The organism is Palleronia aestuarii, assembly GCF_003253995.1.
GTDB classification, from domain to species: Bacteria; Pseudomonadota; Alphaproteobacteria; order Rhodobacterales; family Rhodobacteraceae; genus Palleronia; species Palleronia aestuarii.
Window position 1 is genome coordinate 118,510 of record NZ_QKZL01000009.1, and the last position, 14,683, is coordinate 133,192.

A 14,683-nucleotide genomic window follows, 5' to 3' on the forward strand; every position below is an offset into this window, starting at 1 on the left:
CAGGCCGCCCGCGACGTCGTGGGCGGCCTTCTCCTTGCAGTTTTGCGCGATCACGGCGGAGGCGTCATGCCGACACTCGATTTCACCCTGCCGCACTGGGCCTATTGGGTGGGGCTCATCATCTTTCCACTCGTGGCCATGGTGCTGGCACGACGCGGCAGAGCGGTCGAGCGCCGCTATTCCCTGACCCTGGGGTATCTGATCTGGGCGACGGGCGGCCTCATCGGATTGCACCGCTTCTATCTGCGCAACCTCCTGGGCTTCGTCTATCTGCCGATCTTCCTGGTGATCCTCGTGTCCAACAGCCAGGGAACCACGGCACGGTCCATCCTGTCGGACGTCAACAACGAGGTCCGCGTGGCCGAGCGCAGTCTCGCCCGTGAGGAGCAGCGGCTGGAGAGCGATCTCGCCGCCCTGCCCGAGCTACGCGCCGAACTGGACGCGGCCGATCCCGAATCCTTCTCCCGCCGCGCCATCGAGTTGCGGATCGACCGCGCGGAACGCAATGTCGAGACCAGCCGTGAGCGGATTGCCGAGAACGAGACGCTTCTGACCGAAAGCCGGCCGCGAGCCGAGCAGGCCGCGGCCGACCGCGCCTACTGGAATTCCGTGGGGAAGTACGCCCTTTGGGTCATCCTGGCGCTGATGCTGATCGATGCGGTGCTCCTGCCGGGGCTCGTGCGGCGGGCGAACGCCGCCGTCGCCGACGAGCCGGGCCCGGATCACGACCTCTCCTCGGCCGCGCCCGGAGAGGACGTCACCGACGACCGCGCGCTCGCCACGAACTGGATCGACCGGCTGTCGCTCTTCGCGGGCGAGTTCGTGGCCTACTGGGCGGTGATCGCGGTCTTCGTCTATTACTACGAGGTGATCGCGCGGTACGTCTTCAATTCGCCAACGAACTGGGCGCACGAGGCGATGTACCTGATGTTCGGGATGCAGTACCTGATCGCGGGCGCCTACGCGATGCTGACCGAGAGCCATGTCCGCGTCGACATCTTCTACGCGCCGCTGCACCGGCGGAACAAGGCATGGGTCGATCTCGCGACGAGCGTGTTCTTCTTCATTTTCGCGGGCACGCTTCTCTACACGTCTTACACGTTCGCGATGGACGCGATCGCGGTGCCGTCGGGCAATGCCGTCGTCTCCGACTGGGCGCGCGGCGAGATCGGGCTCGGCGACATGCTGGGTGGGTTCGACACCGCGCAGTGGACGAACCCCGGCATCCGCTGGGGCGAGATCAGCCTGAGCGAATGGGAAGTACCGCTCTGGCCGATGAAATGGGTCATGGTGGTCGGCGGCCTTCTTCTCGTCCTGCAGGGGATCTCAAAGGTTTCCAAGGACATCCGCGCCATCGCAAGGGGGGAATAGATGGGCCTCGACATCTCCATCGAGCTTCTGACGCTCATCATGTTCGGCTCGTTGCTGGTCCTGCTGATGGCGGGGCTGCCCCTCGCCTTCGTGACCGGCGGCCTCGCCTGCGTGTTCCTCTTCGTCCTGGGCGACGAACGGGCGCTCAACATCGTGCCCTCGCGGATCTTCCCGCTGATGACGAATTACCAGCTCTCGGCCATCCCGCTCTTCATCTTCATGGCGGCGATGCTCGAACGCGCGGGCATCATCAACGAGATGTTCGACGTCATCTACAAGGTCCTCGGCGGGTTGAAGGGCGGTCTCGCCTCAGCGACCGTCATCGCCTCTACGATCCTCGCCGCGATGGTGGGCGTGATCGGCGCCGCGGTGGTAACGATGGGCATCATCGCGCTGCCCGCCATGCTTGCGCGCAAGTACGATCCGAAGATCGCAATGGGATCGATCATGGCGGGCGGCACGCTCGGCATCCTCATCCCGCCCTCGATCCTCGCGATCATCTACGCCGTCGTGGCGGAACAATCGGTGGGCGAGCTTTTCATCGGCGCGGTCATCCCCGGCCTGATGCTGTCGGGTCTCTATATCGGCTACGTCTCGCTGCGCTGCTTCATCAATCCGCAGATGGGCCCGCCGATCCCGATGGAGGAGCGGATCTCAACCCGCGAGAAGATCGGCCTGATGGGCAACATGGCCGCGCCCCTCATCCTCATCGCGGTGGTGCTCGGCATCATCTTCAGCGGCGTCGCCACCCCCGTGGAGGCCGCCGGGATCGGGACCTTCGGCGCGTTCATCGTCGCTGCCATCCACCGCAAGCTCGACTGGCCGACGATCCGGGAAGCCTGCCTCACCACGCTGAAGGCCAGCGCCATGGTGATCTGGATCATGTTCGGGGCCACGATCTTCGTGGGTCTCTACGTCCTCGAAGGGGGGCAGCAATTCGTGCAGGAAGCGCTCGCCGCGACAGGTCTCGGGCCGTGGGGCATCCTGATCCTGATGCAGATCATCCTCGTCGTCCTCGGCATGTTCCTCGACTGGGTCGGCATCCTGCTCCTCTGCGTGCCGATCTTCGTGCCGATCATCCGGGCGCTCGGCGCGCAGGCCTTCGGGCTTGGCGATCCCGACGATCTGGTGCTCTGGTTCGGCGTGCTCTATCTCGTCAACATGCAGATGTCGTTCCTCTCCCCACCCTTCGGCTATGCGCTTTTCTACCTGCGCGGGGTGGCCCCGGACTCGATCCCGATGACCGACATCTTCAAGGCGGCACTTCCGTTCCTCGGCCTGCAAGTCCTCGGGCTTGCCCTTTGCATGGTCTTCCCGCAGATCATCACGTGGTTGCCGCGCCTGGTCTACGGATAGGTTCGGGGGAACATGCCGCCATCGCCGCGCGACGAGACGCCCGATGCCCTCGTGATCGGCGCGGGCCCCGCAGGGCTGATGGCGGCGGAGGAGCTGGCGCGCGCGGGCCGCTCGGTCGTGATCGCCGATGCGATGCCGTCGCCGGCCCGGAAGTTCCTGATGGCCGGGAAATCCGGGCTGAACCTGACGAAGGTGGAAGACCCGGACAGGTTCCGCGCGGCCTACGGAGAGGGTGCGGGGCCGGTTCCGGCGCTCGTCGAAGCCTTCGGGCCAGCGGAGATCGCGTCCTGGGCCGAAGGGCTGGACCAGCCCCTCTTCACCGGATCGACGGGCCGCGTGTTCCCGGTGGCGATGAAGGCGTCGCCGCTCCTGCGGGCCTGGCTCGCCCGGCTCGACAAGGCGGGCGTGATCCTGCGCCGTCGCTGGCGCTGGACGGGCTGGCACGAAGGTACCTGCTTCGAGACACCCGAGGGGGCCAGAACCCTCCATCCGCATGTGACGATCCTGGCGCTCGGCGGCGCGTCGTGGCGACGCCTCGGATCGGACGGCGCCTGGGTGCCTTGGCTGCGCGAGGCGGGAGTGACGGTCCACGCGTTCCGCCCGGCAAATGCGGGCCTCGGGATCGACTGGTCGCCCCACATGGCGCCCCATCACGGCACCCCGGTCAAGGGCGTCGCGCTCGACGCAGGCGGCACCCGGCACCGGGGCGAATTCGTCGTCTCCGCCACCGGGCTCGAGGGCGGCGGGATCTATGCCGTGAGCCGCGCGGTCCGCGATGGCGCGGACCTCTATCTCGACCTCAAACCGGATTGGCCTGTGGAGAGGGTGGAAGAGCGGCTCGCCACGGCGCGCGGCGCCATCGGCAACCGGCTGCGCAAGGGTCTGCGCCTCGATCCGGTCGCCACGGCACTCCTCATGGAGTTCGGTCGCCCCGTGCCGCGAGGCTCCGGGCTCGCTGCCCTCGTCAAGCGCCTGCCCGTGCGCCATGCCGGTCTCGCCCCGCTCGATGCCGCGATCTCATCCGCGGGAGGCGTCGCCTGGGAAAGTGTCGATCCGTCCCTGATGCTCCGCGCGCGGCCGGGCGCCTTCGTGGCGGGGGAGATGCTCGACTGGGAGGCGCCCACGGGCGGCTATCTCCTGACCGCCTGCCTTGCGACGGGGCGTCATGCCGGGCGTGCCGCGGCGGCCTATCTCGAGGCGCAAAAGGCCGCCCGGAAGGATCCGCGATCCCTGGAACAGTCGGCTTTCCCGGAGGTTGACCCCCAGATCATCACGAGGAGACACGCCATGCACGAGACCCTGCGCGCGGCCATCGACAAGCTGGACGCCGGCGATTGGGAAGCGGCCCACGAGGCATCACAGGCGGATCCGGGGCCGGAGGCCGCATGGCTCCATGCCCATCTTCACCGCGTCGAGGGCGACGAGGCCAATGCCGCCTACTGGTATCGCCGCGCCGGCCGCGATCCGTTTCCCGGCACCGTGGAGGAGGAACGCGCCGCGCTGCGCGACGCCGTTTCGGCCTGAGGAAACCACGTCGACGGAACGGCCCTTCCCTCCCCGATCGGGGCCGCGTATCCCCGGCCGCATGACGACTTTCTCAGACCTCTACTCCCGCAAGATTTCCGACGGCGCGCTGCAAAAAGACCCCGCCCAGCAGGCGGTGCTGCCGGAATTCGAACGAATTTCCAGGGAACTCGCAGAGCAGAAGCCGAAGCGCGGCTGGTTCTCCCGGTCCACGCCGGAGCCCGCGACGGGCCTCTATCTCTGGGGCGGGGTCGGACGCGGCAAGTCGATGCTCATGGATCTGTTCTTCGAGCACGTGGAGGTCGAGGGAAAGCGCCGTGTGCATTTCCACGCTTTCATGCAGGAGGTCCATGCGGGCATCAAGGCGGCGCGCAAGCGCGGTGTCGACGACGCCCTCGCCCCCGTGGCCGACGGGATCGCCGAGGATTTGAGGCTCCTCTGCTTCGACGAGATGCAGATCGGCGACATCACCGACGCGATGATCGTGGGTCGCCTCTTCGAACGGCTCTTTGCGGCGGGCGTCACCGTGGTCGCGACCTCTAACCGGGTGCCCGACGACCTCTACAAGGACGGTCTCAACCGCGAACTGTTCCTGCCCTTCATCGACCACATCAAGAAGCGCATGAAGGTGGTCGAACTCGCCTCGCCCAAGGATTGGCGGGAGGAGCGCATCGCCGGTGCGGAGGTCTATTTCACCCCCGCCGATGCGGATGCGCGCCAGGCGATGGACGCTCTCTGGGACGGGCTCGCGAACGGGCCGGGCGAGCCGCTGATCCTCGAGGTGAGCGGACGCAAGGTCGAGGTGCCGCGCTTCTTGAACGGGGTCGGCCGCGCGAGCTTCTGGGAGCTTTGCGCAAAGCCCCTCGGCGCCGCCGACTACCTCGCGCTCGCGAAGCGGCTCCGGGTGCTTCTCCTCGAGGATGTGCCGCGTCTCGGTTCGGAGAACTACAACGAGGCGAAACGGTTCGTGACGCTCATCGATGCGCTCTACGAGGCCCGCGTGCGCATCGCGATCTCGGCCGCCGACCGGCCCCGGAACCTCTACGTCGAGGGCACCGGGTCGTTCGAGTTCGAACGGACCGTCTCCCGTCTCGCAGAGATGCGGAGCGAGGGTTGGGGAAAGGCGGCGTGACCGCTCTTCAGCCGTTCTCGCGCAAAATGTGGCCCGCGAGATAGAGAGATCCGCACAGGAGGATGCGTGCGTGAGGGTTCCCACGCGCGATCTCCCTCACCGCGCTTTCCGCGTCGGACGCGGTCGCGGCGCGGAAGCCCGCGTCCCGTGCGACCTCCGCGGTCGTCTCCGCGGGTAGCGTGTTCGCCTCTCCGGGGATCGACAGCGCGGTCAGGCTTGCCGCATGCGGGGCGAGCGGCCGGAGATAGCCTGCCACGTCCTTCGTGTTGAGCATCCCGCAAACGAGATGCGTCGGGCGCCGTGACATCCGCGACAGCGTTTCCGCGAGCGCCTCGCCTGCCGACGGATTGTGCCCGCCATCAAGCCAGATCTCCGCGTCCGGAGCAGCCTCGACGAGCGGCCCCCGGCGCACACGTTGCATCCGGGCGGGCCATTCGGCGCGCGTCATCGCCCCCTCGCAGCCGGCCTCCCCGATCCCGAGCGCACGCAGGGCTGCGAGCGCAATGCCGGCATTCTCGATCTGGTGCGGACCCGCAAGGACGGGCGGCGGCAGGTCGAGCAACCCGGTCTCGTCCTGAAACACGAGCCGCCCGTGCTCGAGGCCGACATGCCAGTGCTCGCCCCGCACGAAAAGCGGCGCGCGAAGCCGTGCCGCCCGTCTCTCGATCACCTCGAGCGCCTCCGGCTCCTGATGACCGATCACCGCCGGCACACCCGCCTTCAGGATGCCTGCTTTTTCACCCGCGATCTCGGGCAGCGTCTCGCCCAGGTAGGATTGGTGATCGAGGGAGACGGGCGTGATGATCGTAAGGCGCGGGTCTGCAACGACATTTGTCGCGTCGAGCCGTCCGCCGAGACCGGTTTCGAGTAACGTGAAGTCGGCCGGGTTTCGCGCGAAAGCCAGCAACGCCGAGCAGGTCGTGATCTCGAAGAAGGTGATCGGTGTCTCCCCGTTCGCCGCCTCGCATTCGTCGAGCAGCGCCGCCAGGTCCGCCTCCCCGATCAGCTCCCCACCGAGGCGGATGCGTTCGTGAAACCGTGCGAGATGCGGAGAGGTATAGACGTGAACGCGATGCCCCGCCGCCTCGAGCCCGGCGCGGATCATCGCGAGGGTCGATCCCTTCCCGTTTGTCCCCGCGACATGGATGACGGGAGGAAGATCGGCCTCCGGATGGCCGAGCGTCTCCAGAAGGCGCCACATCCGGTCGAGCGTCAGGTCGATGAGCTTCGGATGCAGCCGCATGAGCCGCGCCAGGATCGCGTCCGTACCGTCCATCGTCATGTCCGAGTATCGATGATCTTGAGGAAGGTGAGGCCGAGAACCACGTCGAAGCTGAAATCGAACCAGAGCCATGGCGGCGTGGCCTCGCCCAGCTTGAGTATGAAGCTGAGCCCGAGAGCGGCATGGGCCATGACCGCGTACGCGATGAGCCGCGGCGCGAAGAGATAGCCTGCGATGGCCACCGCGACGAACACCCCGAAGATGGCGAGATGCAGCGGGAAGGAAGGCGTGCCCGAGGCGATGGCGAAGACGGGTTGGACCGAGGCCACGACGACGATCGACATCGCGGCCGCGCCGCGATCCCGAAGCAGATCGGCGAGGGAAAGCACGAATATGAAAAGCACTGCGGCCGCGACGCCAACGAGGATCCCGATGATCATGCCGGCATCAGTCCGCCCGCGCCGGTTCCGGATCGCGCGTGGCCGGCGTGGTCTCCACCTGCGGGCCTTCGCCGGGCGGCGGCAGCTCCCCGTGGATCGCAGGAGGCATGTTGCACAGCATTCTCAGGATGGTGATGAGCTCGGACCGCATCTCGCGTCGATCCGTGACGCGGTCGAGCATGCCATGATCGAGAAGGTACTCCGCGCGCTGGAATCCCTCCGGGAGCTTTTCCCTGATCGTCTGCTCGATGACACGCGGCCCGGCGAAACAGATCAGCGCGTTCGGCTCGGCGATATGCACGTCTCCGAGCATGGCATAGGAGGCCGTGACACCCCCCGTCGTCGGATGCGTGAGGACGACCACGTAGGGCAGACCCGCCTCCTTGAGCATCTCCACCGCGACGGTCGTGCGCGGCATCTGCATGAGCGACAGGATCCCTTCCTGCATCCGCGCGCCGCCGGCCGCCGCGAAAAGGACGAGGGGGCGCTTCAATTCGACAGCGCGCTCGGCCGCCGCGAGGATGGCGTTGCCCACATGCATGCCCATGGAGCCCGCCATGAAGCCGAAATCCTGCGCCGCGGCGATGATCGGCGTCCGGCCGATCTCGCCCTCGGCGACGAGCATGGCCTCGCGTTCACCGGTCTGTTTCTGAGCCGATCGAAGCCGGTCGGGATATTTCTTCTGATCGCGGAAATGCAGCGGATCCGCCACCGGTGCGGGAATGGCCACTTCCACGAAGCCGCCCCCGTCGAAGAGCGCGGTGAACCGCGCCCGCGGCGTGATCGGCATGTGATGGCCGCACTTCGAGCAGACGTTCAGGTTCTCCGAGAGATCGCGGTGAAACAGCATCGTCCCGCAGGCATCGCACTTGGTCCACAGGTTCTCAGGAACTTCCCGTCGGGAGAAGAGCGAATTGATCTTCGGACGGACGTAATTCGAGATCCAGTTCATCGCACCGTCCTCGGCAAGTGTTTCGGCCCGTTACATAATCCGCACGGACTCCAAATGCAATCAGCGGCGAAGCAGCGTACGCAGCACCACCCACAGAAGAATGATGAGGATCATGTCGGTCATCAGGAGCGGCCCGGTGATCTCGACATCGCTGGCGTCGTAGGGCGTGAGATAGATGGCGAGCCCCGTGATCGTCCCCTTCGTGGAGATCACCAGGATCGCCAGGACATTGTTGGCGAAATGAAGTCCCCAGGCCGCGCCGATGGATCCGGTAGCAACCGTCAGGTCGGCCGCGATCAGTCCGAAGAACGCGGTGGAGCCCACGACTGCCCAGGCATTCGATCCCATCGTGACAGGATCGTAATGCAGTATTCCAAAGGCCAGCGACGGCACCAGCATGTAAATGAGCGCGGAGCGGAACCGCGCGGCGAGCTGTTGCATGAGGTAGCCGCGGAAGAGCAGCTCCTCGGCCGCGGTCTGCACGAGCACGCCGAGAAGCGCGAAGGGCAGGAAGGCGAACCAGAGGCGCGGCGGAAGATTAGGCTCCGCATCGAAATTCTGCGACCAGAGGAGGAGCGATCCGCCGTAGATCACGGCAAGGCAAATCACCGCCACGCAGAAATGGACCACCACCTTCCGCCTGGGCCCGAAGAGGGAGGCCGCACCGCGGCGATGCAGCAGCCGGGCCGCGACGATCGGCGCGAGCGCCATGCCCACGAACGTCGTGAGAAGCAGGAGCGTGCGTCCCGGCGTGACCGGATCGGTCAATCCCTGCATCCGCTGCGCGGCCTCTTCCATTCCGTCGGAGAAGGACAGCACGGCGAAGATCAGCGCGAGCCACGCCACGAAGACGATCACGCAGACGACGATACCGAGAAGGAGGCGCCATATCTGGGGATATCGGCGGGCCGGCGCGATGAAGGCAACGAAGGGCGGCGCGGTGGCCATGAAGGAAGAACGCTCCGTTCACTGGAGGGTCCAAGTTAACGAGGGTGACAGATGGGCGCAATTCGGCTTTTGGACGCCCATCCCGAACGCCCCGCGGACTTGTGCCCGGATGGGCGCTCGCCTATCCCTCGGCCGACGGAGCTTCGCCAGGGAGAGAGAGCCATGTTGCGCAACAAGCCGGACAAATCGAAGCTGCCTTCGCGGCATGTGACCGAAGGCCCGGCCAGGGCGCCGCACCGCTCCTACTACTATGCGATGGACCTGACGCAGGAGCAGATCGACCAGCCCTTCGTGGGCGTCGCCACCTGCTGGAACGAGGCCGCGCCCTGCAACATCGCGCTCAACTGGCAAGCGCAGTCGGTCAAGACCGGCGTGCTCTCGGCGGGCGGAACGCCGCGCGAATTCACCACGATCACCGTGACCGACGGCATCGCGATGGGCCACGAGGGGATGCGCTCCTCCCTCGCCTCGCGGGAGGCCATCGCCGATACGGTCGAGCTGACGATGCGCGGGCATTGCTACGACGCGATCGTCGGCCTCGCGGGCTGCGATAAGTCGCTGCCGGGCATGATGATGGCGATGATCCGGCTGAACACGCCGTCGGTCTTCATGTATGGCGGCTCGATCCTGCCCGGAAAGGTGCCCGAGGGCGCCGACGTGCCGGCCGATTTCGCCTCCCGCGACCTGACGGTTCAGGACATGTTCGAGGCCGTCGGCCGCTACCAGGCGGGCGACGTGACGGATGCGCAGCTCGCCGTGCTCGAACGCGTGGCCTGCCCGTCGGCCGGGGCCTGCGGCGGGCAGTTCACCGCCAATACGATGGCCTGCGTGTCGGAGGCGATCGGGCTCGCACTGCCGAACTCGTCGGGAATGCCCGCGCCCTACCAGGACCGTACCCAGTACGGCGAGGCGTCGGGCGCCGCGGTGATGAACCTCATCGAGAAGAACATCCGCGCCCGCGACATCGTCACCCGCAAGAGCCTCGAGAACGCGGCGCGCGTCGTGGCCTGCACCGGGGGCTCGACCAACGCCGGCCTTCACCTGCCCGCGATGGCGCACGAGGCGGGGATCGACTTCTTCCTCGGCGATGTCTGCGACATCTTCCACGACACCCCCTACTTCGTCGACCTGAAGCCCGGCGGGCAATACGTCGCCAAGGACCTCTACGAGGCGGGCGGCGTGCCCGTGGTGATGAAGGAGCTGCGCAAGGCCGGGCTCATCCACGAGGATTGCATGACGGCGACCGGCCGGACGATCGGCGAGGAGATCGACCGCTGCACGTCGGAAGCCGACGGCCGCGTCGTCTATCCGGTGGAAACGCCCCTGAGCAAGACCGGCGGCGTCGTGGGCCTGAAGGGCAACCTCGCGCCCGAGGGCGCGATCGTGAAGGTCGCGGGAATGCCCGACGCGGATCGCGTCTTCACCGGTCCCGCACGGGTCTTCGAATGCGAGGAGGATGCGTTCGAGGCCGTGAAGGCCCGCTCTTACAAGGAAGGCGAGGTGATCGTCATCCGCAACGAGGGGCCGGCCGGTGGGCCGGGCATGCGCGAGATGCTCGCGACCACCGCCGCGCTGTCGGGACAGGGCATGGGCAAGAAAGTCGCGCTCATCACCGATGGCCGCTTCTCCGGCGCGACGCGCGGCTTCTGCGTCGGCCATGTCGGGCCCGAGGCCGCGCAGGGCGGCCCGATCGCGCTCATCGAGAGTGGCGACATGATCACCATCGACGCGATCAAGGGCGAGATCTCCGTGGCCCTCGACGACGAGGAGATGGATCGCCGCCGCCAGGCCTGGGCCGGTCCGAAGGAGACGATCTACGCCTCCGGCGCGCTCTGGAAATACGCTCAGCTCGTGGGACCGACCTACAAGGGCGCCGTCACGCATCCGGGCGGCGTCGCGGAACGCCACGTCTACATGGATCTCTAAGCGGGGCCTGACGCCGCGTCGGGGATGACACCCTCCCCGCGCGGCGGCACTCTCTCGCCGACGAGGGAGGCCGCCCGCATGACATCCTATCCCCACCTCTTCGCGCCGCTCGATCTGGGCTTCGTGACGCTGCCGAATCGCGTCCTCATGGGCTCGATGCATACCGGGCTTGAGGAAACGGGCGATTGGGGCCGGGTCGCGGCCTTCTACGCCGCGCGGGCACGTGGCGGCGCGGGGCTCATGGTGACGGGCGGCATGGCGCCCAACGCGGAGGGCGGCGTCTTTCCCGGTGCGGCGGGGCTCCACACGCCCGCCGACATCGCCAACCACCGCAGCGTGACCGACGCCGTCCACGCCGACGGGGGCCGGATCGCGATGCAGATCCTCCATGCCGGGCGCTACGCCTATTCGCCGGACTGCGTCGCCCCGTCGGCGATCCGCTCGCCGATCTCACCTTTCGCGCCCCGCGAGCTCGACACGGCCGGGATCGAGAAGCAGATCGCCGACATCGCCACCGCAGCCGCACGGGCGCGCGAGGCCGGCTATGACGGGGTCGAGGTGATGGGGTCGGAAGGCTACTTCCTCAACCAGTTCCTCGTGCGCCATACGAACAGACGAGAGGACGCGTGGGGCGGCTCCTACGCCAACCGGATGCGCCTGCCCGTGGAGGTCGTCTCCCGCGTGCGGGAAGCGGTCGGAACGGATTTCATCCTCATCTACCGGCTGAGCCTCATCGATCTCGTCCCCGACGGCTCCTCGTGGGAGGAGGTCGTCACGCTCGCCCGCGCGGTGGAGGCCGCAGGCGCCACGATCCTCAATACCGGGATCGGCTGGCACGAGGCGCGGATCCCCACGATCGCCACGTCCGTCCCGCGTGGCGCCTTCACCTGGGTGACGCGCAAGCTGATGGGAGAGGTCGGGATCCCCGTCATCACCTCGAACCGGATCAACACGCCCGAGGTCGCGGAAGAGGTGCTCGCGGATGGCTGCGCCGACATGGTAAGCCTCGCGCGCCCCTTTCTCGCCGATCCCGACTTCGTGGCCAAAGCCGCGCGGGGTCGCGCGGAGACGATCGCCCCCTGCATTGCCTGCAACCAGGCCTGCCTCGACCATACGTTCGGCGGTAAGCTCTCCTCCTGTCTCGTCAACCCGCGCGCTTGCCACGAGACCGAGCTCGTCGTTTCCGCCGCCAAGACGCCCCGTGCGATCGCCGTGGTGGGCGCCGGTCCGGCCGGGCTCGCCGCCGCGCTGACCGCCGCAGAGCGGGGCCACCGCGTGACCCTTTTCGAGCGATCGGGCCGGATCGGCGGGCAGCTCAACCTCGCCAAGGTCGTTCCGGGCAAGGAGGAGTTCCTGGGTCTCGTCGACTGGTACGAGCGCATGGTGGCGGAGCGCGGCATCGACCTCCGGCTCGACACGGCGCCGGAGGCCGGGGACCTCGCGTCCTTCGATGAGGTGATCCTCGCGACCGGCGTGCGCCCGCGCGATCCGGGCATACCGGGTCAGGAGGGCTCGAACGTCGCGGGCTATGCCGACATCCTGACAGGCCGCGCCGCGGCCGGTCCGCGCGTGGCCGTGATCGGCGCGGGCGGCATCGGCTTCGACGTTTCGGACTTCCTCGTCTCGGCAGAGAGCACGACGCTCGACCTGCCCGCGTGGCTTGCCGAATGGGGCATCGCCGATCCCGAGGACGCGCGCGGCGGCCTCGCACCGGAAGGTCCGCGACCGCCCGCCCCCGCCCGGCAGGTCCACCTCCTGCAGCGCAAGGCGGAGAAGCTCGGGCGATCCCTGGGCAAGACCACGGGCTGGATCCATCGCGCGGGCCTCGCCATGCGCGGCGTGCAGATGCGGGGCGGCGTCACCTACGAGCGTATCGATGCGGACGGCCTCCACGTGACCGTGGACGGCAAACCGGATCACGTCGAGGTGGATACGATCGTGCTCTGCGCCGGGCAGGAGCCGGAGCGGACGCTTTCCGTCAAGCTCGACGCGGCGGGGATCCGTCATCACCTCATCGGCGGGGCGGATGTCGCGGCCGAACTCGACGCGAAACGTGCCATCGACCAGGGCACGCGGCTCGCCGCGCGGCTCTAGCCGGCAGGCTCCTCCCAGATCGCCGCACCCCAGGGGGCGAGTTCCGTCCCGTCCCAGCCGGAAGCGACGTCGGGCGCCTGTCCCTGTCGCGACGGCACCGGCAGCACCGCATCGGGGGAGAAGTTGTAGACCGCGTTCCACGTCCGCGCCCCGACCCGGATCGTCAGCGACAACACCGTGTCGCTCGAATCCCAGGCGACGTCGTCGGGCGTGCCGATCCCCGTCTCTCGCCGCCAATGCAGGACCTCGCGATAGAGGGCCAGCACGCTGTCGCTCCGCTCCGACTGCGCCGCCACGGAGATCCCCTCCGGCCAGCGCATGGGCAACCAAGGCGTCCCGTCCGTGAAGCCGCGTGGGTGACGTCCCGGGGGGTGGTGTAGCTGGCGGTGGCCATCGGGTTTCTCGGTAGGGTCGGGTTGCTGACACCAACCTGAACCGAGGGATGTTCCCGATGACTAAACCGATGATGGACTTCCGCGCGCTCGTGGAGAAGAGCGGCGACGCGGACCTGCTCCGCGAGATGATCGGCTTCGCCGCCGAGCGGCTGATGGAGCTGGAGGTCGGCACGAAGACCGGTGCCGACTACGGAGAGAAAAGCGGAGAGCGCCTTGCACAGCGCAACGGCTACCGCGATCGGGACTGGCAGACCCGAGCAGGGAACGTCGAGCTGCGCATTCCGAAGCTGCGCACGGGGAGCTATTTCCCGTCCTTCCTCGAACCGCGACGCTCGGTGGAGAAGGCGCTGACGGCCGTCATTCAGGAGGCCTACGTCCATGGCGTCTCGACACGGTCCATGGACGACCTCGTGCAGGCCATGGGGGGCACCGGCATTTCGAAAAGCCAGGTCAGCCGGTTGTGCGAGGAGATCGACGAGCGGGTGGACGCGTTCCTGACGCGGCCCATCGAGGGCGAATGGCCCTACCTCTGGATCGACGCGACTTATCTCAAGGTTCGTCAGGGCGGGCGCATCGTCTCCGCGGCCGTGACCATCGCAGTGGGCGTGAACACCGACGGGCGGCGCGAGGTCCTGGGCATGGCGATCGGAGCGTCCGAGGCCGAACCCTTCTGGACCGAGTTCCTGCGCAATCTCGTGCGCCGCGGGCTGGGCGGCGTGAAGCTGGTGGTCAGCGACGCCCATGAGGGGATCAAGGCCGCCACGGCCCGGGTGCTTTCCACTACCTGGCAGCGCTGCCGTGTCCATTTCCAGCGCAATGCGCTTGCCCATGCCGGAAAGAGCAGCCGTAGGGTGGTTTCCGCCTTCATCGCCACCGCCTTCGCCCAGCCGGACCACGCCACGGCCAAGGCTCAGTGGCGGCTGGTGGCCGATCAGATGCGCTCGAAGCTGCCGAAGCTCGCCAAGCTCATTGACACGGCGGAAGAGGATGTGCTCGCCTACATGACCTTCCCCGCCCAGCATCGCGCCAAGCTTCACAGCACGAACCCGATCGAGCGCCTGAACGGCGAGATCAAGCGGCGCACCGATGTCGTCGGCATCTTCCCGAACGAGAGCTCGATACGCAGGCTCGTCGGCGCGATCCTGATGGAGCAGACCGAGGAATGGACCGTTCAACGTGGCCGCTACCTCACGCTGGAAACGCTCGCACCGGTCTGCGATGATGCCATAGTCAGCCTGCCTGCTGCGCAGCGCGACTGACCAGCTCGGCCCGCCTCTGAGCGCGAGGCCCGCCACCAGCTACACCACGAGCTGGGACATCATC

11 protein-coding genes and 1 pseudogene are annotated in these 14,683 nt (G+C 67.5%); 7 read left to right on the forward strand and 5 right to left on the reverse strand.

All coding sequences use genetic code 11. The annotated features are described in order from the left end of the window. Positions 1 to 66: 66 nt before the first annotated feature. The 4 genes and pseudogenes from LX81_RS12210 to zapE all read left to right on the forward strand — a co-directional run bounded on the left by LX81_RS12210 (position 67) and on the right by zapE (position 5,383). Complete coding sequence (locus LX81_RS12210; protein ID WP_111537602.1) at positions 67 to 1,371, forward strand: TRAP transporter small permease subunit; 1,305 nt, start codon at positions 67 to 69, stop codon at positions 1,369 to 1,371. Continuing rightward, positions 1,372 to 2,727 carry a TRAP transporter large permease gene (locus tag LX81_RS12215; protein ID WP_111537603.1) on the forward strand — a complete coding sequence of 452 codons (1,356 nt, stop codon included), beginning with the start codon at positions 1,372 to 1,374 and terminating at the stop codon, positions 2,725 to 2,727. Between the two features lie 12 nt (positions 2,728 to 2,739). Next, positions 2,740 to 3,912: pseudogene (locus LX81_RS12220) on the forward strand (TIGR03862 family flavoprotein); the annotation flags it as partial. A gap of 400 nt (positions 3,913 to 4,312) precedes the next feature. Further along, a complete protein-coding gene (zapE, locus tag LX81_RS12225) occupies positions 4,313 to 5,383 on the forward strand; it encodes a cell division protein ZapE (protein ID WP_111537605.1) in 1,071 nt (356 codons plus the stop codon). 7 nt (positions 5,384 to 5,390) lie between these two features. Here zapE and LX81_RS12230 read toward each other — a convergent pair whose 3' ends face one another. From LX81_RS12230 to LX81_RS12245, 4 genes are read right to left on the reverse strand one after another with little or no spacing between them, the layout of a single operon-like run. Continuing rightward, the gene (locus LX81_RS12230; protein ID WP_111537606.1) at positions 5,391 to 6,665 is read right to left on the reverse strand and encodes a bifunctional folylpolyglutamate synthase/dihydrofolate synthase; all 1,275 of its coding nucleotides are present in this window, start codon (positions 6,663 to 6,665) and stop codon (positions 5,391 to 5,393) included. Beyond that, positions 6,662 to 7,045 carry a hypothetical protein gene (locus LX81_RS12235; protein ID WP_111537607.1) on the reverse strand — a complete coding sequence of 128 codons (384 nt, stop codon included), beginning with the start codon at positions 7,043 to 7,045 and terminating at the stop codon, positions 6,662 to 6,664. The genes LX81_RS12230 and LX81_RS12235 overlap by 4 nt, the downstream gene beginning before the upstream one ends. Positions 7,046 to 7,052: 7 nt before the next feature. Beyond that, positions 7,053 to 7,997 carry an acetyl-CoA carboxylase, carboxyltransferase subunit beta gene (accD, locus tag LX81_RS12240; protein ID WP_111537608.1) on the reverse strand — a complete coding sequence of 315 codons (945 nt, stop codon included), beginning with the start codon at positions 7,995 to 7,997 and terminating at the stop codon, positions 7,053 to 7,055. A gap of 60 nt (positions 7,998 to 8,057) precedes the next feature. After that, complete coding sequence (locus LX81_RS12245; protein WP_111537609.1) at positions 8,058 to 8,945, reverse strand: CPBP family intramembrane glutamic endopeptidase; 888 nt, start codon at positions 8,943 to 8,945, stop codon at positions 8,058 to 8,060. A 162-nt stretch (positions 8,946 to 9,107) separates the two neighbouring features. Here LX81_RS12245 and ilvD point away from each other — a divergent pair, with 162 nt between their 5' ends. Both ilvD and LX81_RS12255 read left to right on the forward strand, forming a co-directional pair. Then, positions 9,108 to 10,871 (forward strand): dihydroxy-acid dehydratase, encoded by a 1,764-nt coding sequence (ilvD, locus tag LX81_RS12250; protein WP_111537610.1) that lies wholly within the window; start codon positions 9,108 to 9,110, stop codon positions 10,869 to 10,871. 78 nt (positions 10,872 to 10,949) lie between these two features. Continuing rightward, positions 10,950 to 12,965, forward strand: a complete 2,016-nt coding sequence (locus LX81_RS12255; protein WP_111537611.1) for an NADPH-dependent 2,4-dienoyl-CoA reductase — start codon at positions 10,950 to 10,952, stop codon at positions 12,963 to 12,965. Here LX81_RS12255 and LX81_RS12260 read toward each other — a convergent pair. Continuing rightward, complete coding sequence (locus LX81_RS12260) at positions 12,962 to 13,291, reverse strand: hypothetical protein (RefSeq protein ID WP_146259422.1); 330 nt, start codon at positions 13,289 to 13,291, stop codon at positions 12,962 to 12,964. The two genes, LX81_RS12255 and LX81_RS12260, sit on opposite strands and share 4 nt — an antisense overlap. A gap of 125 nt (positions 13,292 to 13,416) precedes the next feature. Here LX81_RS12260 and LX81_RS12265 point away from each other — a divergent pair, with 125 nt between their 5' ends. Then, complete coding sequence (locus LX81_RS12265; RefSeq protein WP_111537624.1) at positions 13,417 to 14,619, forward strand: IS256 family transposase; 1,203 nt, start codon at positions 13,417 to 13,419, stop codon at positions 14,617 to 14,619. The last annotated feature ends 64 nt before the right edge of the window (positions 14,620 to 14,683 follow it).

Excerpts from the sequence above, each read along its gene's own strand:
- LX81_RS12210 (WP_111537602.1), top strand. The coding sequence starts at position 67 with ATGCCGACACTCGATTTCACCCTGCCGCACTGGGCCTATTGGGTGGGG.
- LX81_RS12215 (WP_111537603.1), top strand. The coding sequence starts at position 1,372 with ATGGGCCTCGACATCTCCATCGAGCTTCTGACGCTCATCATGTTCGGC.
- zapE (WP_111537605.1), top strand. The coding sequence starts at position 4,313 with ATGACGACTTTCTCAGACCTCTACTCCCGCAAGATTTCCGACGGCGCG.
- LX81_RS12230 (WP_111537606.1), bottom strand. The coding sequence starts at position 6,665 with ATGACGATGGACGGTACGGACGCGATCCTGGCGCGGCTCATGCGGCTG.
- LX81_RS12235 (WP_111537607.1), bottom strand. The coding sequence starts at position 7,045 with ATGATCATCGGGATCCTCGTTGGCGTCGCGGCCGCAGTGCTTTTCATA.
- accD (WP_111537608.1), bottom strand. The coding sequence starts at position 7,997 with ATGAACTGGATCTCGAATTACGTCCGTCCGAAGATCAATTCGCTCTTC.
- LX81_RS12245 (WP_111537609.1), bottom strand. The coding sequence starts at position 8,945 with ATGGCCACCGCGCCGCCCTTCGTTGCCTTCATCGCGCCGGCCCGCCGA.
- ilvD (WP_111537610.1), top strand. The coding sequence starts at position 9,108 with ATGTTGCGCAACAAGCCGGACAAATCGAAGCTGCCTTCGCGGCATGTG.
- LX81_RS12255 (WP_111537611.1), top strand. The coding sequence starts at position 10,950 with ATGACATCCTATCCCCACCTCTTCGCGCCGCTCGATCTGGGCTTCGTG.
- LX81_RS12265 (WP_111537624.1), top strand. The coding sequence starts at position 13,417 with ATGACTAAACCGATGATGGACTTCCGCGCGCTCGTGGAGAAGAGCGGC.